Here is an 18839-nt window from a genome sequence, read left to right as displayed (position 1 = left end):
TTCAGTGGCCGGTTCGCGCCTTGCCGCGGGTCAGCTCGCGCCAGGCGAAGCGGTTCGGGTGGCAGGCTTCGGCGACGGCGCGGGGCAGTGGCAGCGGCTCGTTTTCCAGCCAGGCGGCGAGCAGTTCGCCCGACAGCGGCGCGGTGATCAGGCCGCGTGAGCCGTGACCGCTGTTGACGTACAGGCCCTCCAGCCAGGGGCAGGCCTGCGGCGGTATCTGGCGGGCATCCTTGGCCAGCACCGCATAGGTTTCGGCGAATCGCCCGGCGTCGGCCAGCGGGCCGATGATCGGCAGGTAGTCCGGGCTGGTGCAGCGATAGGCCGCGCGGCCTTGCAACTGCTCGGGGTCTTGCGCGGCCACCTGCAGGCGTTCGGCCAGATCGGGGGAAATCTCCCGCAACAGCTCCAGGTTGCCGAGGTGTTCCGCCGTGGTCGGGATCAGGTCCTCGCTGTTGAACGCGAAGCTGGCCCCCAGGGTATGTTCGCCCAGGCGTGCCGGGGCGACATAACCTTCGGCACAGACCACGGTGCGCAGGGTGCTGCTGCCGGTGGTCTGGGCCAGGCGGGTGATCTGCCCGCGAATGCGCTTGAGCGGCAGTGGCGCCGTCGCCGCGAAGCGTTTGATGTCGGCGGCGACGGCGAGGATGACCACCGGCGCACTGCCCAGCAGGGTGTCGGCGTTCCAGGCCTGCCACTGATCGTCGCCCCGGCGCAGTTCGACGGCGTCGCTGTGGGGGCGTACCTCGATGTTCGGGTGGCTGGCTTGCCAGCCGCACAGGGCCGGCGGATGCACCCAGCCGCCCTCGGGGAAGAACAGCCCGCCATGCTCCAGGGCGATACCGGCTTGCGCCTCGGCCGCCGGACGATCCAGCACGTGCAGCAGGGCGGGGCTGAATGCCGCGGCCAGTTGCGCCTGGCGGCCGGCTTCCTTCTCGTCGAAGGCCAGTTGCAGGACGCCGCAACCGTCCCAGTCGAGGCCCTTGTGCAGTCGTTCGAGCAGGCGCCGGGTATGCCCGAAGCCGCTGAGGATCAGTTGCGACAGGGCGGTGCCGTGGGCCGACAGCTTGAGGTAAAGCACGCCTTGCGGGTTGCCCGAGGCCTCCCGGGCGAGGGCTTCGCGACGCTCCAGCAGGGTCACCTGCCAGCCGCGGGCGGCCAGGCTGGCGGCGCTGGCGCAACCGGCCAGGCCGCCGCCGATCACCAGGGCCCGGCGCTCCTTGACCCACTGCTCGGGGTAGGCGAACCAGGGCCGCACCGGCGCCGGCCTGGCCGCGTCCTCCGGCCAGCCGAGGAACTCGCCGCGCAGGATTTCCCACTTGTGGCCGATGCCCGGCGTGCGTTTCATCCTGAAGCCGGCCGCGTTCAGCGAGCGGCGGACCCAGCCGGTGCTGGTGAAGGTGCTGATGGTCGAGCCGGGAGCGGCCAGTCGCGCCAGTTCGGCGAACAGCTCGGGGCTCCACATCTCGGGGTTCTTCGATGGCGCGAAACCGTCGAGGAACCAGGCGTCGACCCGGGCGTCCAGTTGCGGCAACTGTTCCAGCGCATCACCGACCAGCAGGGTCAGGCTGACCCGGCCGTTGTCCAGCAGCAGGCGCTGGAAACCCGGGTGGATCGCCACGTATTGTTCAAGCAGGGCGGTGGCGAAGCTCGCCAGTTCCGGCCACAGCGCCAGGGCGCGTTGCAGGTCGGCGTGGCTCAGGGGATATTTTTCCACGCTGACGAAATGCAGCCGTGCATCCTGCGGTGCGCATTGCTCGAACAACTGCCAGGCGCAGAGAAAATTCAACCCGGTGCCGAAACCGGTCTCGCCGATCACCAGCCGGCCACCCGGCGGCAGGGCCTGGAAGCGTTCCTGCAGGCGGTTCTGCTCGATGAAGACATAACGGGTCTCTTCCAGGCCCGAGTCGTCGGAAAAGTACACATCATCGAACACCCGGGAGCGGGGTCGTCCCTGGTCGTCCCAGTCGAGCTGGGCGTGTGGCGGTACGCGGTTCATGGAGCAACTCATCGGCAAACAGTCGGCCATTCTAGCCGATTGGTCCGGGTCGGATTGATCCACGACAAATGTCGGGGATTTCGCCGCCCACCGTGCGGTCCGATCCGTTAATCTTGGGCAATTCTGGAAGGAGCCACCCATGTTCGAATCCGCTGAAATCGGTCACGCCATTGATAAGGAAACCTTCGAAGCCGAAGTGCCCGCCCTGCGCGAAGCCCTGCTCGAAGCCCAGTTCGAATTGCAGCAGCAGAAGCGTTTCCCGGTGATCGTGCTGATCAACGGCATCGAGGGCGCCGGCAAGGGCGAGACGGTCAAGCTGCTCAACGAATGGATGGACCCGCGCCTGATCGAGGTGCGCACCTTCGACCAGCAGAGCGACGAGGAACTGGCCCACCCACCGGCCTGGCGCTACTGGCGCATGCTGCCGGCCAAGGGGCGGATGGGGGTGTTCTTCGGCAACTGGTACAGCCAGATGCTGCAGGGCCGGGTGCACGGCCTGTTCAAGGACGCGGTGCTCGACCAGGCGATCGCCGGGGCCGAGCGCCTGGAGAAGATGCTCTGCGATGAAGGGGCGCTGATCTTCAAGTTCTGGTTCCACCTGTCCAAGAAGCAGATGAAGGCCCGGCTCAAGGCCCTCAAGGACGACCCGCTGCACAGCTGGCGGATCAGCCCGCTGGACTGGCAGCAATCGGAGACCTACGACACCTTCGTGCATTTCGGCGAGCGGGTGTTGCGCCGCACCAGCCGCGACTACGCGCCCTGGCATGTGATCGAGGGCGCCGACCCGCATTACCGCAGCCTGACCGTGGGCAAGATCCTGCTCGAAGGCCTGCAGGCGGCGCTGAAGAGAGCCCGGACCCCGTCCGTGCCGAATACCGCGCCGCTGCCGTCGGGCGTCGACCAGATGAGCCTGCTCGACAGCCTGGACATGAGCCTGGCACTGGACAAGGCCGACTACGAGGAACAACTGATCACCGAACAGGCGCGGCTGTCGGGCCTGATGCGCGACAAGCGCATGCGCCGGCATGCCCTGGTCGCGGTGTTCGAAGGCAACGACGCGGCAGGCAAGGGCGGGGCGATCCGTCGTCTGGCCGCGGCGCTCGACCCGCGTCAGTACAGCATCGTGCCGATTGCCGCGCCCAGCGAGGACGAGCGTGCCCAGCCGTACCTGTGGCGCTTCTGGCGGCAGATCCCGGCGCGCGGCAAGTTCACCGTGTTCGACCGTTCCTGGTACGGCCGGGTGCTGGTGGAGCGGGTCGAGGGCTTTTGCAGCACCGACGACTGGATGCGCGCCTATGGCGAGATCAACGATTTCGAGGAACAGTTGAGCGATGCCGGGATCATCGTGGTCAAGTTCTGGCTGGCGATCGACAAGCAGACCCAGCTGGAGCGTTTCCAGCAGCGCGAGGATATTCCCTTCAAGCGTTTCAAGATCACCGAGGACGACTGGCGCAACCGCGACAAGTGGGACCTCTACCGCACTGCGGTGGGCGACATGGTCGATCGCACCAGTACCGAGATTTCGCCCTGGACCCTGGTGGAGGCCAACGACAAGCGTTGGGCACGGGTCAAGGTGCTGCGTACGATCAACCAGGCGATCGAGGACGCCTTCGCCCAGCGTGACAAGCATGACAAGAAGGGCAAGAAGGACCGCAAGACGAAGTAGGTCGATGGTGGCGCATACGCCGAATGAATGATTGTCGCGGTCCCGGATCAGTCGAGCCTATGCTCAGGCTTTCCTGGACCGACAATGACAATGAGGTGTCCCATGCGTGAAGTGGTGATCGTCGATAGCGTGCGTACCGGCCTGGCCAAGTCGTTTCGCGGCAAGTTCAACCAGACCCGGCCCGACGCCATGGCCGCCCATTGCGTCAATGCGCTGCTGGCGCGCAACGGCATCGACCCGGCGAGTGTCGAGGACTGCATCGTCGGCGCCGGCTCCAACGAAGGCGCCCAGGGCTACAACATCGGCCGCAACGTGGCGGTGTTGTCGCAACTGGGGACCGGTACGGCGGGCATGACCCTCAACCGTTTCTGTTCCTCGGGCCTGCAGGCGATCGCCATTGCCGCCAACCAGATCGCTTCCGGCTGCAGCGACATCATCGTCGCCGGGGGCGTCGAGTCCATCAGCCTGACCCTCAAGAGCGTCAATACCGACAACCTGATCAACCCGTTGCTCAAGGAGCAGGTGCCGGGCCTCTACTTCCCGATGGGACAGACCGCGGAAATCGTCGCCCGGCGCTATCAGGTCAGCCGCGAGCAGCAGGACCTCTATGCCCTGCAGAGCCAGCAGCGCACCGCAGCGGCCCAGGCCGCCGGGCTGTTCGTCGACGAGATCGTGCCGATGGCGGTGACCTATGCCGTCGAGGACAAGGCCAGCGGGCAGATCCAGCAGGTACAGGGCGTGGTCGACCGGGACGACTGCAACCGGCCGGACACCACCCTGGAGAGCCTGGCCGGCCTGAAGCCGGTGTTCGCCGAGGACGGTTCGGTGACCGCGGGCAACTCGTCGCAACTGTCCGATGGCGCCTCGATGACCCTGGTCATGAGCCTGGAGCGGGCCCTGGCCCTGGGGCTCAAGCCCAAGGCGTTCTTCCGCGGCTTCACCGTGGCCGGCTGCGAGCCGGACGAAATGGGCATCGGCCCGGTGTTCTCGGTCCCCAGGTTACTCAAGGCCAAGGGGCTGACCGTGGCGGATATCGACCTGTGGGAACTCAACGAAGCCTTTGCCTCGCAGTGCCTGTACAGCCGCGACCGGCTGGAGATCGACAATGCGAAGTACAACGTCAATGGCGGTTCGATTTCCATCGGCCACCCGTTCGGCATGACCGGTTCACGCCAGGTCGGGCACCTGGTGCGCGAGCTGCAGCGGCGTAACCTGCGCTATGGCATCGTGACCATGTGCGTGGGCGGCGGGATGGGCGCCACGGGGCTGTTCGAGGCTGTACGCTGACGGTTCTGGGGGAAATTCCGGGGTGGGAGCAAGGCTTGCCCTCCCGGCCCTCGAACCTCCCACAGGATCTGCGAGCTCAGAGGAAGTCCTGGATATCCTGCGCCAGTTGCATGCGCTTGATGTAGAGCTGGCTGCCGCGCTCCGCATCGGTCCGGCTGAAAAACGGCCCTTCCAGGGTATTCTCGCGGGTGCTGAAAAAGTACAGGCCATTGATCGCACTGACGCGGTCGCTGCGAAAGTGCACGGCCTCGGTGCTGTCCTGGGCGCGTTTGCCGAACATGGAGAAAAACTCCGCTAGGGATGGTGTCAGATAATCAGCATAAATCTTCTGCAGATAGGATGCTCGATCGAACGATCAACGGCAGAAGTCAAGTGGTTGGCGCCGTTCTGACGTTGCTCGATGTCGTTTTCAATCGGCGTGGATGGCTGTGGGAATGCGCCTGAGCCGCTTAGAATGGCGACACGAATCCATCGCTCCACGGGACTGTCCATGCACATTTCATCCGGCCGTTGGGGCTACGGATTGTTTCTTGCCCTGCTCACCGCCGTGCTCTGGGGCATCCTGCCGATCAAGCTCAAGCAGGTGTTGCAGGTGATGGACCCGGTCAGCGTGACCTGGTGCCGGCTGATGGTTTCCGGCGGTTTTCTGTTCTTCTACCTGGCGGCCAGCAAACGGCTGCCGAACTGGCGCGCCCTGGGGCCACGGGGCGGCTGGCTGGTGCTGCTGGCGGTGTTCGGGCTGGTGGGCAACTATGTCCTGTACCTGATGGGGCTCAGTCTGTTGAGCCCCGGCACCGCGCAACTGGTGGTGCAGATGGGGCCGATCTTCCTGCTGATCGCCAGCCTGTTCGTGTTCAAGGAGCGTTTCAGCCTGGGGCAGGGGATCGGTCTGGCGGTGCTGCTGATCGGCTTTGGGCTGTTCTTCAACCAGCGCCTGGAGGAGTTGTTGACGTCCCTGGGCAATTACACCGCCGGGGTGCTGCTGGTGTTGCTGGCGTCCACGGTCTGGACCTTCTATGCCCTGAGCCAGAAGCAACTGCTGACGGCGTGGAACTCCTTGCAGGTGATGATGGTGATCTACCTGTGCTGTGCCTTGTTGCTGACACCCTGGGCGCATCCGGCGCAAATCCTGCAACTGAGCCCGTTGCAGGGCTGGCTGCTGTTGGGCTGCTGCCTGAATACGCTGGTGGCCTATGGGGCCTTTGCCGAGGCGCTGGCGCACTGGGAGGCTTCACGGGTCAGCGCGACGCTGGCGATCACGCCGCTGATCACGTTCGGCTCGGTGGCCCTGGCCGCCTGGATCTGGCCGGACTACGTGCACGCCGAGGACATCAATGGCCTGGGTTACGGCGGGGCATTGCTGGTGGTGCTCGGTTCGGCGCTGGTGGCCCTGGGGCCATCACTGATTGCCGGGCTCAAGGCGCGACGGGCCAGGGGGTTGTCCACCTCGTAGCCGGTGACCCCCGCAGGCCGAGGGCGCCGGCTTGCTGGCGATGGCGGTCTTGTCGACAGCACAGCAGGTGCTGGATGGCCGCCGTTGGCCGGTCGCCAGCAAGCCGGTACCTAAAGGTTATGCGCCGGGCTTGCCGGCGGCAGAGCCGGGTCAGCCGTTCTTGCCTGCCTCCAGCATGTTTTCGGGGCGGACCCAGGCGTCGAACTCTTCGTCGGTGAGGTAGCCCAGCTCCAGCGCCGACTCGCGCAGGGTGAGGTTCTCGGCATAGGCCTTCTTGGCGATTTCCGCCGCCTTGTCGTAGCCGATATGCGGGTTCAGCGCGGTGACCAGCATCAGCCCACGCTCCAGGTGCGCAGCCATCTGTTGCGGGTCGGGTTCCAGCCCGGCGATGCAGTGGGCCTGGAAGTTGCTGCAGCCGTCCGCCAGCAACTGAATCGACTGCAGCAGGTTGTGAATGATCACCGGCTTGTACACGTTCAACTGCAGGTGGCCCTGGCTGGCGGCGAAACCGATGGTCACGTCATTGCCCAGGACCTGGCAGGCGAGCATCGACAGCGCTTCGCACTGGGTCGGGTTGACCTTGCCGGGCATGATCGAACTGCCCGGTTCATTGGCCGGCAACTTGACCTCGGCGAACCCGGCGCGGGGCCCGGAGCCGAGCAGGCGCAGGTCGTTGGCGATTTTCATCAGGGCCACGGCCAGGGTCTTCAGTGCCCCGGACAGGCTGGTCAGCGGTTCATGGCCGGCCAGCGCGGCGAACTTGTTCGGTGCGCTGACGAAGGGCAGGCCGGCGAGGGCGGCGATTTCCGCGGCGATCGCTTCGGAGAAACCATGGGGCGCGTTGAGCCCGGTGCCCACCGCCGTACCGCCCTGGGCCAGTTCGCAGACGGCCGGCAAGGCCGCGCGAATCGCCCGTTCGGCGTAGTCGAGCTGGGCGATGTAGGCGGAAACCTCCTGGCCGAAGGTGATCGGCGTCGCGTCCATCATGTGGGTGCGCCCGGTCTTGACCAGCTTCATGTGCCGCGCCGCCAGTTCGGCCAGGCCGCCGGACAGTTCGGCGATCGCCGGCAGCAACTGCCGGTGCACCGCCTGGACGGCGGCAATGTGCATGGCGGTGGGGAAGCAGTCGTTGGAGCTTTGCGAGCGGTTGACGTGGTCGTTCGGGTGCACTGGCGACTTGCCGCCACGGCCCTTGCCGGCCAGTTCGTTGGCGCGTCCGGCGATGACCTCGTTGGCGTTCATGTTGCTCTGGGTGCCGCTGCCGGTCTGCCAGACCGCCAGCGGGAACTGGTTGTCGTGCTCGCCGGCGAGCACTTCGTCGGCCGCCTGTTCGATCAGTCGGGCGATGTCGGCGGGCAGGTCGCCGTTACGGTCGTTGACCCGCGCCGCGGCCTTCTTGATCAGGGCCAGGGCGTGCATCACCGCCAGCGGCATCTTTTCGCTGCCAATGGCGAAGTTGATCAGCGAGCGCTGGGTCTGTGCACCCCAGTAGGCTTCTTCCGGGACATTCACCTGGCCAAGACTGTCGGTTTCGATACGGCTCATCGGACACGCTCTTCCTTAAATGGCTGATTGGTAAAGTTTAGGCCGTGATCTGCCGGCCAGGTTCCCCATACAGGTTTTGCCGGAGCAGGGACGCTGGAAACTGTCACAATCGGTGTCGGGGTTGAGTGACACACTTTGTTAGGCGCAGAATGAGCGTTCTTGGGGTTTTACCTCGCCTGCTAGAAAGGAAACTCGATGACCCGTCTTCGTGCCATCTGTACCGCGGTTGCTCTGGTATGTGCCAGCGGCCAGGTTTTCGCCGATACCGCCAGCCACAACGCCAGTGCCGAAGCTTTCCTGACGCTGGCCCACGCCGACAAGCTCGGAACCCCGGTCTACGCACAAGTGCAGCAGATGTTCGCCCAGCGCTTTGCCCAGACCCAGGCGCCGGACTCGAAAAAGCCGCTGCTCGACACCTACCAGGCCAAGGCCAACGCCGCCCTGGACCAGGCGATCGGCTGGGACAAGCTCAAGCCCGACATGGTCAAGCTGTACACCAGCAACTTCAGTGAGTCGGAGCTCAAGGACCTGGTGGCCTTCTACCAGTCGCCGCTGGGCAAGAAAGTCCTGGAGAAAATGCCGCAACTGACCCAGCAATCGGCCCAGATGACCCAGGCCAAGCTGGAGAGCGCGGTACCGGTGGTCAACAAGCTGCTGGAAGACATGACCAACGAGCTGGCGCCGGCCAAGCCTGCCGCACCGGCCAAGAAGAAGTAAGCGGGGCCCGGGATGAGCATGCAACAACGTATCGAGACCGCCCTGGGCGCGTTGCACCCCGAGCACCTGCAGGTGCTGGATGAAAGCCACATGCACAGTCGCGGGACCGAGACCCACTTCAAGGCGGTGCTGGTCAGCGAGCAGTTCGCCGGGTTGAACAGCGTCAAGCGCCACCAGAAGGTCTACGCCACCCTGGGTGACCTGATGGGGCAGTTCCATGCGTTGGCCCTGCATACCTACACCCCCGAGGAGTGGGCAAAAATCGGCGTGGCACCGGCGTCGCCGACCTGCGCCGGCGGAGGACACTAGGCTCGCCTTTTGTTAGAATCCGCAACGCGCCGCTTCGTCGGCGCGTTTTTTTTGCATCCGGTTCGCCCTTTGCGAGGGCAGCCACCTGGAGAGAAATACCCATGACTCAACCTGTCGTCGTGGCGGCACTGTACAAGTTCGTCACCCTCGAAGATTACGTCGCCCTGCGCGAACCGCTGCTGCAGGCGATGCTCGCCAACGGTATCAAGGGCACGCTGCTGATCGCCGAAGAAGGCATCAACGGCACCGTTTCCGGCAGCCGCGAAGGCATCGACGGCCTGCTGGCCTGGTTGAAGAACGACCCGCGCATGGTGGACCTGGATCACAAGGAGTCCTACTGTGACGAGCAGCCGTTCTATCGGACCAAGGTCAAGCTGAAGAAGGAAATCGTCACCCTCGGCGTCGAAGGCGTGGACCCGAACAAAAGGGTCGGTACCTATATCGAGCCACAGGACTGGAACGCCCTGATCGCCGATCCGGAAGTGCTGCTGATCGATACCCGCAACGACTACGAGGTGTCGATCGGCACCTTCGAAGGCGCCATCGATCCCAAGACCACCAGCTTCCGCGAGTTCCCCGACTACATCAAGGCCAACTTCGATCCGGCCAGGCACAAGAAGGTCGCAATGTTCTGCACCGGCGGCATTCGTTGTGAAAAGGCCTCGAGCTACATGCTCGGCGAGGGTTTCGAGGAGGTGTACCACCTCAAGGGTGGCATCCTCAAGTACCTCGAAGAGGTGCCTCAGGAACAAAGCCAGTGGCGCGGTGACTGTTTCGTCTTCGATAACCGCGTGACCGTGCGGCACGACCTGAGTGAGGGCGACTACGACCAGTGCCACGCCTGCCGTACCCCAGTCAGCGTCGAGGATCGCGCCTCGGAGCACTATGTGCCCGGCATCAGTTGCCCGCATTGCTGGAACACCTTGAGCGAGAAGACCCGTCGCAGTGCCATCGACCGGCAGAAGCAGATCGAACTGGCCAAGGCGCGCAACCAACCGCACCCGATCGGCTATAACTACCGTCAAGCTTCCGAGGCCTGAACCATGTCCGCGCGCCTGCTCTATGTGATGGATCCGATGTGCTCCTGGTGCTGGGGTTTCGCCCCGGTGGCCGAGGCGCTGGTCAGGCAGGCGCAGGAAGCCGGGGTAGAACTGCACCTGGTGATGGGCGGCCTGCGCACTGGCAGCGGTGCCGCGCTGGAGCCCAATACCCGGCGCTACATTCTCGAGCACTGGCAGGCGGTCACCGAGACCACCGGCCAGCCGTTCACGCTCGACGGGGCCCTGCCGGACGGTTTCGTCTACGACACCGAGCCGGCCTGCCGGGCAGTGATCACCGCCCGCAGCCTGGCGCCGGACTGCGCGTGGGCGCTGGTGGGGCTGATCCAGCGGGCCTTCTATGTCGAGGGGCGTGACGTCACGCAGGCCTCGGTACTGGTGGAACTGGCGGAAAAGGCCGGACTGCCGCGCATCGAGTTCGCCGGCGCTTTCGATACCGCCGAGCAGCATGCGGCCACCGCAGCCGATTTCACCTGGGTCCAGGACCTGGGTATCGCCGGTTTCCCGACGATGCTGGCCGAACGCAATGGCCAACTGGCCCTGCTGACCAATGGCTACCAGCCGCTTTCCGAGTTGTCGCCGCTGCTCGGCCGTTGGCTGGAGCGCGCGGCCTGTGCCTGACGCGGCATCGGCGCAGGACCGCCTGAGCTGGGCGGAGATTCGCCGTCTGGCACTGCAACACCGCAAGGCCCTGTGGATCGCCAACTCGGTCGCCGTGTTGGCGACCTTGTGCAGCGTGCCCATCCCGTTGCTGTTGCCACTGCTGGTGGACGAGGTCCTGCTCAAGCACGGCGACGCGGCACTGCAGGTGATGAATCACCTGCTGCCCGGCCCCTGGCAGACCGCCGTCGGCTACATCGGCCTGATGTTGCTGGCGACCCTGTGCCTGCGTTGTGCCGCGCTGCTGTTCAACGTCCTGCAGGCGCGGTTGTTCGCCGGCCTGGCCAAGGACATCGTCTATCGCATCCGTATCCGCCTGATCGAGCGCCTGAAGCGGATCTCCCTCGGCGAGTATGAAAGCCTCGGCAGCGGCACGGTGACCACTCACCTGGTCACCGACCTGGACACCCTCGACAAGTTCGTCGGGGAAACCCTCAGCCGTTTCCTGGTGGCGATGCTGACGCTGCTCGGCACCTCCGCCATCCTGGTGTGGATGCACTGGAAGCTGGCCTTGCTGATCCTGCTGTTCAACCCGCTGGTGATCTATTTCACGGTGCAGTTGGGCAAGCGGGTCAAACACCTGAAGAAACTGGAGAACGACAGCACCTCGCGCTTCACCCAGGCGCTGACGGAAACCCTTGAGGCCATCCAGGAAGTCCGCGCCGGCAATCGCCAGGGATTTTTCCTCGGCCGTCTCGGACAGCGGGCTCGTGAGGTGCGCGATTATGCCGTGGCCTCGCAGTGGAAAAGCGATGCCTCGGGGCGGGCCAGTGGCCTGCTGTTCCAGTTCGGCATCGACATCTTCCGTGCCGCGGCCATGCTGACCGTGCTGTTCTCGGACCTGTCGATCGGCCAGATGCTCGCGGTCTTCAGCTACCTGTGGTTCATGATCGGTCCGGTGGAGCAGTTGCTGAACCTGCAGTACGCCTACTACGCCGCCGGCGGTGCGCTGACGCGGATCAACGAGTTGCTGGCACGGGCCGACGAGCCGGCGTACCCGGGGGGTGTCGATCCCTTCGTCGGGCGCGAAACGGTGGGCATCGAGGTGCGTGGACTGAGCTTCGCCTACACCGAGGAGCCGGTTCTCGACCAGCTCGACCTGTCCATCGCGCCCGGCGAGAAGGTGGCGATCGTCGGTGCCAGCGGTGGCGGCAAGAGCACCCTGGTGCAACTGCTTCTCGGGCTCTACGTGCCGCAGTCCGGAACCATCCGCTTCGGTGGTTCGACCCAGGCCGAGATCGGCCTGGAAACCGTGCGCGAGCATGTCGCCGTGGTGCTGCAGCACCCGGCCCTGTTCAATGATACGGTGCGTGCCAACCTGACCATGGGCCGCGAGCGCAGTGACGAAGCCTGCTGGCAGGCGCTGGAGATCGCCCAGCTGGAGAGCACCATTCGCGGCCTGCCACAGGGCCTGGACAGCATCGTCGGGCGTTCCGGCGTGCGCCTGTCCGGCGGCCAGCGCCAGCGCCTGGCTATCGCGCGGATGGTCCTGGCCGAGCCCAAGGTGGTGATTCTCGACGAGGCCACCTCGGCTCTGGACGCCGCGACCGAATACAACCTGCACCAGGCCCTGGGCCGCTTTCTCAACGGCCGTACCACGCTGATCATTGCGCATCGGTTGTCGGCGGTGAAACAGGCGGACCGGGTGCTGGTCTTCGATGGCGGGCGAATCGCCGAAGATGGCGACCACCAGCAACTGATTGCCGACGGGGGCCTGTACGCCAAGCTCTACGGGCACCTGCAGAAAATTTGACGCCCTCGGGTTTGACTCGATTTTCCATGCCCGGTGGTTGAATTAATGACAATAAACGAGTTTTCCCGGTAGGGTCGCGCAACCGGCCAAAAGCACAGGTAGCCAGCTGATCAACAATCCATCCGAGGTTGTCGAAATTAGCCTAGGCTGTGCTTTCAGGGGCGAAAACTCTCGGCTGTTCATCCGGCGGCACTGGTGCAAGGGTACCCATGAAGCGCAAGCAGACTCTCGGAACGCCCCGGCTGTTGGGCATCGTCTGGCCTTTTATCGCCGTCGTCCTGTTGCAGGCACTGCTGGGCTGCCTCAGTCTTTATGTGCTTTCGGCGGTGCGTGGCTATGTGGCGGGCGAGAGTCTCTGGTCCAAGGGCCAGAAGGACGCCATCTACTACCTCAATTTGTATGCCGACAGCCGCGACGAGGCGATTTTCCTCAAGTACCAGCAGGCTATTGCCGTCCCCCAGGGCGGGCATGAGTTGCGTATCGCCCTGGATGCGCCGATCCCGGACCTGGAGGCGGCACGCCGGGGCATCCTGCAGGGCGGCAACCACCCCGATGATGTCTCCAGCATCATCTGGCTGTATCTGAATTTTCGCCACTTCAGCTACCTCGAGCGGGCGATCGAGAAGTGGACGGTGGGCGACAGCTACCTGGTGCAACTGGATGAAGTCGCCCGGCAGATGCATCAGGCCATTTCCGCCAACAGGGCCACGACGGCCGACATCAAGCGCTGGAAAAACCATATCTTCGCCATCAACGACGGCGTGACCCCGGCGGCGAAGGCGTTCAGCGATGCTCTGGGTGAGGGCTCGCGGGTGATTCTGCGCCTGCTGCTGGTCACCAACGTCACGACGGCCCTGGTTCTGATCATCCTGGCCTTGCTGCGTACCCACAAACTGCTGGCCCAGCGCCATGCCTTTGCCGATGCACTGCAGGTGGAAAAGGAGCGGGCGCAGATCACCCTGGAATCGATCGGTGACGGCGTGATCACCACCGATGTGGAGGGGGCCATCGTCTACATGAACCCGGCTGCGGAGCAACTGACCCACTGGAAGGCCGGGCAGGCCTATGGCTTGCCGCTGGGAGCGCTGTTCAACCTGCTCGACGAGAATGCCCAGGACGAAGGCTTCATGCTGATCGAGCATATTCTCGGTGGGCGGCTGGGCGGTGGCAGCGAGCATTCCAAGCTGATCCAGCGCCTCGATGGCAGTACGGTGTCGGTGACCCTGGTCGGGGCGCCGATCCGCAATGCCGGCAAGGTCAGTGGCGCAGTGCTGGTGCTGCATGACATGACCCAGGAGCGGCAGTACATCGCCAACTTGTCCTGGCAGGCCACCCATGACGCCCTGACCGGCCTGGCCAACCGTCGCGAGTTCGAATACCGGCTGGAGCAGGCCCTGCACAACCTGACGCGCCAGCCGGCTCGGCATGTGCTGATGTTCCTCGACCTGGACCAGTTCAAGCTGGTCAACGACACCTGCGGGCATGCGGCCGGCGACGAGCTGTTGCGGCATATCTGCGCGCTGCTGCAGTCCGGCCTGCGCGAGGGCGATACCCTGGCGCGACTGGGTGGGGATGAATTCGGAATCTTGCTTGAGAATTGTCCGCCAGACGCGGCTGAAAAAATTGCGGAAAACCTGCGTCAGACCGTACAGAACCTGCACTTCGTCTGGAAGGGCCGACCTTTCGTGACCACCGTCAGTATTGGCCTGGTGCACCTGCACCAGATGCCCGCCACCCTCGAAGCCTCGCTGCGGGCGGCGGACATGGCCTGCTACATGGCCAAGGAAAAGGGTCGTAACCGGATTCAGGTGTATCACGCCGACGATTCCGAGCTGTCCCTGCGATTCGGGGAAATGGCCTGGGTCCAGCGCCTGCACATGGCGCTTGAGGAGAACCGTTTTTGTCTGTATTCGCAGGAAATTTCCCCGCTTGGTCAGACCGATCCCGCAGGTGGTCATGTAGAGATCCTGCTACGCCTGCACGATGAAGCCGGGCGCATGATCCTGCCCGACAGTTTTGTTCCGGCCGCTGAACGTTACGGCCTGATGAGCCAGCTGGATCGCTGGGTCGTGCAGAACGTGTTCAAGGTGGTTGCCGACTGCAGCGCCCAGGGGCATACGGAGCCGATGGCCATGTGTGCGATCAATCTGTCAGGCACGACCATCGGCGACGAGGGGTTCCTGGAGTTCCTCCATGAACAATTTGCGTTGCACGGTATTTCGCCACAGATGATCTGTTTCGAGATCACCGAGACCAGCGCCATCTCCAACCTCGGCAGTGCGATTCGTTTTATCAATGAGCTCAAGGGCTTGGGTTGTCACTTCTCGCTGGATGACTTCTGCGCCGGTATGTCTTCGTTCGCCTATCTCAAACATTTGCCTGTAGACTTCCTGAAGATCGATGGAAGTTTTGTAAAGGATATGCTGGACGACCCGATTAACCGGGCCATGGTCGAGGTGATCAATCACATCGGGCATGTGATGGGTAAGCGAACGATTGCAGAGTTTGTCGAAACGCCGCAGATCGAGCAGGCACTGCTGGAGATCGGCGTCGATTATGCCCAGGGCTACGTGATCGAACGCCCGCAGTTGTTCACCTGCGACAGTCTGTTGCGTCGCCCTGCCCGGACTCGTCCGCTGTTGTTCAAGGCGCCCGGCACTTTCCGCTGAAACCCTTCCAGATCGGCCTAATCACCACTCAAAAGGAAAGGAGCTCAACAGTGATCGACGCATTCAGCAGAACCGGCCCGCTTATGGAAGCCACCAGCTATCCGGCCTGGGCACAACAGCTCATTCGGGACTGTAGCGAGAGCAAGCGCCGTGTTGTCGAACACGAACTTTACCAGCGGATGCGCGACAACAAGCTGAGCGCGAAAACCATGCGCCAGTACCTGATCGGTGGCTGGCCGGTGGTCGAGCAGTTTGCGTTGTACATGGCCCAGAACCTCACCAAGACCCGCTTTGCCCGTCATCCTGGCGAAGACATGGCGCGCCGTTGGCTGATGCGCAACATTCGTGTGGAGCTGAACCATGCCGACTACTGGGTGCACTGGAGCCGGGCCCATGGCGTGACACTGGAAGACCTGCAGGCGCAGCAGGTGCCCCCGGAGCTGCATGCCCTGAGCCACTGGTGCTGGCATACCAGTTCGGCGGATTCGCTGGTGGTGGCCATTGCCGCCACCAACTATGCCATCGAGGGGGCCACCGGCGAGTGGTCGGCACTGGTCTGCTCGACCGGCGTCTATGCGGCGGCGTTCCCCGAGGAAGAGCGCAAGCGCGCGATGAAGTGGTTGAAGATGCACGCCCAGTATGACGATGCCCACCCCTGGGAAGCGCTGGAGATCGTCTGCACCCTGGCGGGTACCCATCCGAGCCAGGCGTTGCAGACCGAGCTGCGTCAGGCCATCTGCAAGAGCTACGACTACATGTACCTGTTCCTGGAGCGGTGCATGCAACTGGAAAAGACCCCGGTCGCCCGTGAGCGCGTGGCAGAACTCGTCGGCAGTTGAGTCGATGAAGGACGGCGGGCCGTTCCGCAGGCTGGCCCCGCAAGCGACGCCAGAGGGCTAGCCCGCCATTGCCAGTCGGTTGCGACCTTCGCGCTTGGCGACATACAGGGCGCTGTCGGCGCGGCGCAGCAGGCTCTGCAGCGACTCCCCGGGCAGCAGGGTGGCACAACCCAGGCTCACCGTCAGTGCGATGGTCTGCTCGTTGGCGGCGTAATCCCGGGACTGTGCGGTCTGTCGTAGGCGCTCGCCCACCAGCGCCGCTGCCTCCCGGCCGGTGTTGGAGAGGACGACGAGAAATTCTTCTCCACCGTAGCGGAAGATCATGTCGATGTTGCGCAATTGCTCCTTGATCGAGGCGGCGACGGCCTTGAGTACCTGGTCGCCGGCCGCGTGACCGTGGCTGTCGTTGATGCGCTTGAAATGATCGATATCCAGCATCAGCAGCGACAGCGGCTGGCTATGGCGGCGCGCCAGGTCGATTTCCCGCTGCAGGGTCTGGTCCATGGCGATGCGGTTGCCGGTTTCGGTCAGCGGGTCGCGCAGGGCGCTCTGGGTCGCGGCGCGGTAGAGCAGAGCGTTGCGCATCGGGTAGAGCAGGCAGGACAGCAGCGATTCGAGGTTGCCCAGCTCCTGTTCGGTGAAGCGCTGGTTGCGCCGAAACAGCAGTTCGCCCATGTGTTCGCCTTCATGGCTGAGGCTGTAGCTCACCGTGTGGTGGCCGCGCTGCCCGAATTCCAGGCGCAAATCGCTCGGCTGGTGCGTGTAGATCAGTGACTGCAGCGGCACCAGGCGCTGGATCTCGCGGAAAAACAGGCCGAGGATGCGCTCCGGCTCCAGGCTGGTCTGCAATTGCAGCATCAATTGCTGGCGCAATTGCGTCAGTGTGGTCGGACGGTGGAACAGGGAGGGGGCTTGGCCGAAACCCAGGCGCTGCAGCTTGGCGCTATCGAAATCAATGGCGTTGGTCTGGATCGGTGTCTTCATGGTAGCGGGCCCCCTGGGCTCAGCATGCAGTCTTACAGGCTGGCGAATGCGGCTTGGGGCTGCGCAGCGTACTGGTCCATCAGTCCCGTAGGACCTTTGGCATCAGTCTAGTCGCTCGGGCCGGGCTTTGCGGGCCTGGCCGATGGAATGCCCCATGGCGTTCACCTGGCGTGTCTGAAGGAAGTTAGAGCGAAAGTCGTGCCAATCCGTTCACTTGAATATAAGTCGTTTAAATTCAGTGACTTGTTTTTTGGGAGCGGAATAAGACAAGGCGGGGCGGCAGTTCCTTGACTTGCCGTAGTGGCTTTTTGAGATTTATTAGGTGCCGTGCCGGTATTCCGGCACGGTGCGCAGGGCGGGAGCCTACTGGGCGTTGAAGGCCTGGCCGTTGATGCCGGTACTGTCCGGGCCCATCAGGTAGAGATAGACCGGCATGATCTCTTCCGGGGTCGGATTGTTCAGCGGGTTTTCGCCGGGGTAGGCCTGGGCGCGCATGCTGGTACGGGTGGCGCCCGGATTGATGCTGTTGGCGCGCACTGGCGCGACGTTGTCCAGCTCGTCGGCGAGGGTCTGCATCAGGCCCTCGGTGGCGAACTTGGAGACGCCATAGGCGCCCCAGTAGGCGCGGCCCTTGCGACCGACACTGCTGGACGTGAAGATCACCGAGGCATCCCGGGACAGCTTGAGCAGTGGCAGCAGGGTGCTGGTGAGCATGAACATCGCATTGACGTTGACCTGCATGACGCGCATGAAGTTGTCGCCCGAGAGCTGTTCCAGCGGGGTGCGTGGGCCGATGATCGAAGCGTTGTGCAGCAGGCCGTCGAGATGGCCGAACTCGTTCTCGATCATCGCCGCCAGTTCGTCGTACTGGTGTGGCAGGGCGGTTTCCAGGTTGAAGGGAATCACCACCGGTTGCGGGTGGCCGGCGGCCTCGATTTCGTCGTAGACCTGAGTCAGGTTGGCTTCGGTCTTGCCCAGCAGCAGTACCGTGGCGCCGTGGGCGGCGTAGCTCTTGGCAGCGGCCGCACCGATGCCGCGGCCGGCGCCGGTGACCAGGATCACCCGGTCCTTGAGCAGTTCGGGGCGGGCGGAATAATCAAACATGGCTAAACCTCAACAAATTGGGGAGGGGCGCTACCGGTAGGCGCCGGCTTGCTGGCGATCGCTTGACGCGGTGCGGCTGTTCGACCGCGGCGTCTGGATCGTCAGCAAGCCGGCTCCTGCAGGGTCAGCAACTGCACAGGGCGTTGTCCAGCACACGGCGCAGTTCCAGCGGATGGTCGACGACCACATCGGCGCCCCAGTGATCGGGGTTGTCGTCCGGATGGATGTAACCGTAGCGCACGGCGGCGGTGCGGGTCCCGGCATCCCGACCCGATTCGATATCGCGCAGGTCGTCGCCGACGAACAGGACACTGGCCGGGTCGAGGTCGAGCATCTTGCAGGCGAGGATCAGCGGCTCGGGGTCCGGCTTGCTCCGGGTGACGTGATCCGGGCAGATCAGCAGCGCCGAGCGCTCGGCCAGGCCGAGCTGCTGCATGATCGGCTCGGCGAAGCGCACCGGCTTGTTGGTGACCACACCCCAGACCAGCCTGGCCTTCTCGATATCCTCCAGCAGTTCGCCCATGCCGTCGAACAGCCTGCTGTGCACCGCGCAGGCCTTGAGGTAGCGCTCGAGGAATTCCTGGCGCAGTTCCTCGAAGCCCGGTGACTCGGGGTCCATCATGAAGGTCACCGCCACCATCGCCCGGGCGCCGCCGGAGATCTCATCGCGGATCAGCTTGTCGGCAATCGGCGGCAGCCCGCGATCAGCCAGCATGGCCTGGCAGATGGCGATGAAGTCCGGCGCGGTATCGAGCAGGGTGCCATCCATGTCGAAGAGAACCGCTCTCAAGCGCATCGG

General features: G+C 64.1%; 17 protein-coding genes. 10 read left to right on the top strand and 7 right to left on the bottom strand.

Features of this window, described 5'->3' with window-relative positions:
* Position 1: 1 nt before the first annotated feature.
* Complete coding sequence (gene mnmC, locus ACM62G_RS02905) at positions 2–1996, bottom strand: bifunctional tRNA (5-methylaminomethyl-2-thiouridine)(34)-methyltransferase MnmD/FAD-dependent 5-carboxymethylaminomethyl-2-thiouridine(34) oxidoreductase MnmC (protein WP_419736657.1); 1995 nt, start codon at positions 1994–1996, stop codon at positions 2–4.
* 139 nt (positions 1997–2135) lie between these two features.
* On the opposite strand from mnmC, the gene pap reads away from it, so the two are divergent.
* A complete protein-coding gene (pap, locus tag ACM62G_RS02900) occupies positions 2136–3662 on the top strand; it encodes a polyphosphate:AMP phosphotransferase (RefSeq protein WP_419736656.1) in 1527 nt (508 codons plus the stop codon).
* Between the two features lie 102 nt (positions 3663–3764).
* Positions 3765–4949, top strand: a complete 1185-nt coding sequence (locus ACM62G_RS02895) for a thiolase family protein (protein WP_419736655.1) — start codon at positions 3765–3767, stop codon at positions 4947–4949.
* 76 nt (positions 4950–5025) lie between these two features.
* Here the strand turns inward: ACM62G_RS02895 and ACM62G_RS02890 are convergent, their stop codons facing one another.
* Both ACM62G_RS02890 and ACM62G_RS02885 read right to left on the bottom strand, forming a co-directional pair.
* A complete protein-coding gene (locus ACM62G_RS02890; RefSeq protein ID WP_017906389.1) occupies positions 5026–5229 on the bottom strand; it encodes a DUF6316 family protein in 204 nt (67 codons plus the stop codon).
* Between the two features lie 26 nt (positions 5230–5255).
* A complete protein-coding gene (locus ACM62G_RS02885; RefSeq protein ID WP_416772414.1) occupies positions 5256–5441 on the bottom strand; it encodes a hypothetical protein in 186 nt (61 codons plus the stop codon).
* On the opposite strand from ACM62G_RS02885, the gene ACM62G_RS02880 reads away from it, so the two are divergent.
* Positions 5440–6402: a DMT family transporter gene (locus ACM62G_RS02880; RefSeq protein ID WP_419736654.1), complete on the top strand. Its 963-nt coding sequence runs from the start codon at positions 5440–5442 to the stop codon at positions 6400–6402. The genes ACM62G_RS02885 and ACM62G_RS02880 overlap by 2 nt on opposite strands.
* Positions 6403–6552: 150 nt before the next feature.
* Here the strand turns inward: ACM62G_RS02880 and ACM62G_RS02875 are convergent, their stop codons facing one another.
* On the bottom strand, positions 6553–7947 hold the full coding sequence (locus tag ACM62G_RS02875) for a class II fumarate hydratase (RefSeq protein WP_054060550.1): 1395 nt from the start codon (positions 7945–7947) through the stop codon (positions 6553–6555).
* A gap of 195 nt (positions 7948–8142) precedes the next feature.
* Here ACM62G_RS02875 and ACM62G_RS02870 point away from each other — a divergent pair, with 195 nt between their 5' ends.
* The 7 genes from ACM62G_RS02870 (at position 8143) to ACM62G_RS02840 (ending at position 15952) form a co-directional block, all read left to right on the top strand.
* Entirely contained in the window at positions 8143–8664 is a 522-nt protein-coding gene (locus ACM62G_RS02870; protein ID WP_017906393.1) for a DUF2059 domain-containing protein, read from the top strand.
* A gap of 12 nt (positions 8665–8676) precedes the next feature.
* Entirely contained in the window at positions 8677–8973 is a 297-nt protein-coding gene (locus ACM62G_RS02865; RefSeq protein WP_054060549.1) for a BolA family protein, read from the top strand.
* A 101-nt stretch (positions 8974–9074) separates the two neighbouring features.
* Positions 9075–10013 carry a rhodanese-related sulfurtransferase gene (locus tag ACM62G_RS02860; protein ID WP_419736653.1) on the top strand — a complete coding sequence of 313 codons (939 nt, stop codon included), beginning with the start codon at positions 9075–9077 and terminating at the stop codon, positions 10011–10013.
* A 36-nt stretch (positions 10014–10049) separates the two neighbouring features.
* The gene (locus ACM62G_RS02855; RefSeq protein ID WP_192842784.1) at positions 10050–10652 is read left to right on the top strand and encodes a DsbA family protein; all 603 of its coding nucleotides are present in this window, start codon (positions 10050–10052) and stop codon (positions 10650–10652) included.
* Complete coding sequence (locus tag ACM62G_RS02850) at positions 10645–12444, top strand: ABC transporter ATP-binding protein (protein ID WP_416772421.1); 1800 nt, start codon at positions 10645–10647, stop codon at positions 12442–12444. Before ACM62G_RS02855 ends, ACM62G_RS02850 begins: the two co-directional genes overlap by 8 nt.
* Positions 12445–12653: 209 nt before the next feature.
* Positions 12654–15113 carry an EAL domain-containing protein gene (locus tag ACM62G_RS02845; RefSeq protein ID WP_273824139.1) on the top strand — a complete coding sequence of 820 codons (2460 nt, stop codon included), beginning with the start codon at positions 12654–12656 and terminating at the stop codon, positions 15111–15113.
* An 83-nt stretch (positions 15114–15196) separates the two neighbouring features.
* Complete coding sequence (locus ACM62G_RS02840; protein WP_416773450.1) at positions 15197–15952, top strand: TenA family transcriptional regulator; 756 nt, start codon at positions 15197–15199, stop codon at positions 15950–15952.
* Between the two features lie 57 nt (positions 15953–16009).
* On the opposite strand, the gene ACM62G_RS02835 is transcribed toward ACM62G_RS02840, so the two are convergent.
* The 3 genes from ACM62G_RS02835 to mupP form a co-directional block, all read right to left on the bottom strand.
* Positions 16010–16936 carry a GGDEF domain-containing protein gene (locus tag ACM62G_RS02835; RefSeq protein WP_273824138.1) on the bottom strand — a complete coding sequence of 309 codons (927 nt, stop codon included), beginning with the start codon at positions 16934–16936 and terminating at the stop codon, positions 16010–16012.
* Between the two features lie 363 nt (positions 16937–17299).
* Positions 17300–18040 carry a YciK family oxidoreductase gene (locus tag ACM62G_RS02830; protein WP_054060542.1) on the bottom strand — a complete coding sequence of 247 codons (741 nt, stop codon included), beginning with the start codon at positions 18038–18040 and terminating at the stop codon, positions 17300–17302.
* Between the two features lie 124 nt (positions 18041–18164).
* Positions 18165–18836: an N-acetylmuramic acid 6-phosphate phosphatase MupP gene (gene mupP / locus ACM62G_RS02825; RefSeq protein ID WP_054060541.1), complete on the bottom strand. Its 672-nt coding sequence runs from the start codon at positions 18834–18836 to the stop codon at positions 18165–18167.
* Between the last annotated feature and the right edge of the window lie 3 nt (positions 18837–18839).

The organism is Pseudomonas sp. COR18 (assembly GCF_048568395.1).
GTDB classification, from domain to species: domain Bacteria; phylum Pseudomonadota; class Gammaproteobacteria; order Pseudomonadales; family Pseudomonadaceae; genus Aquipseudomonas; species Aquipseudomonas fuscovaginae_B.
The sequence above is the reverse complement of the archived record's forward strand: the minus strand, read 5'-3'. Positions and strand labels throughout refer to the sequence as shown.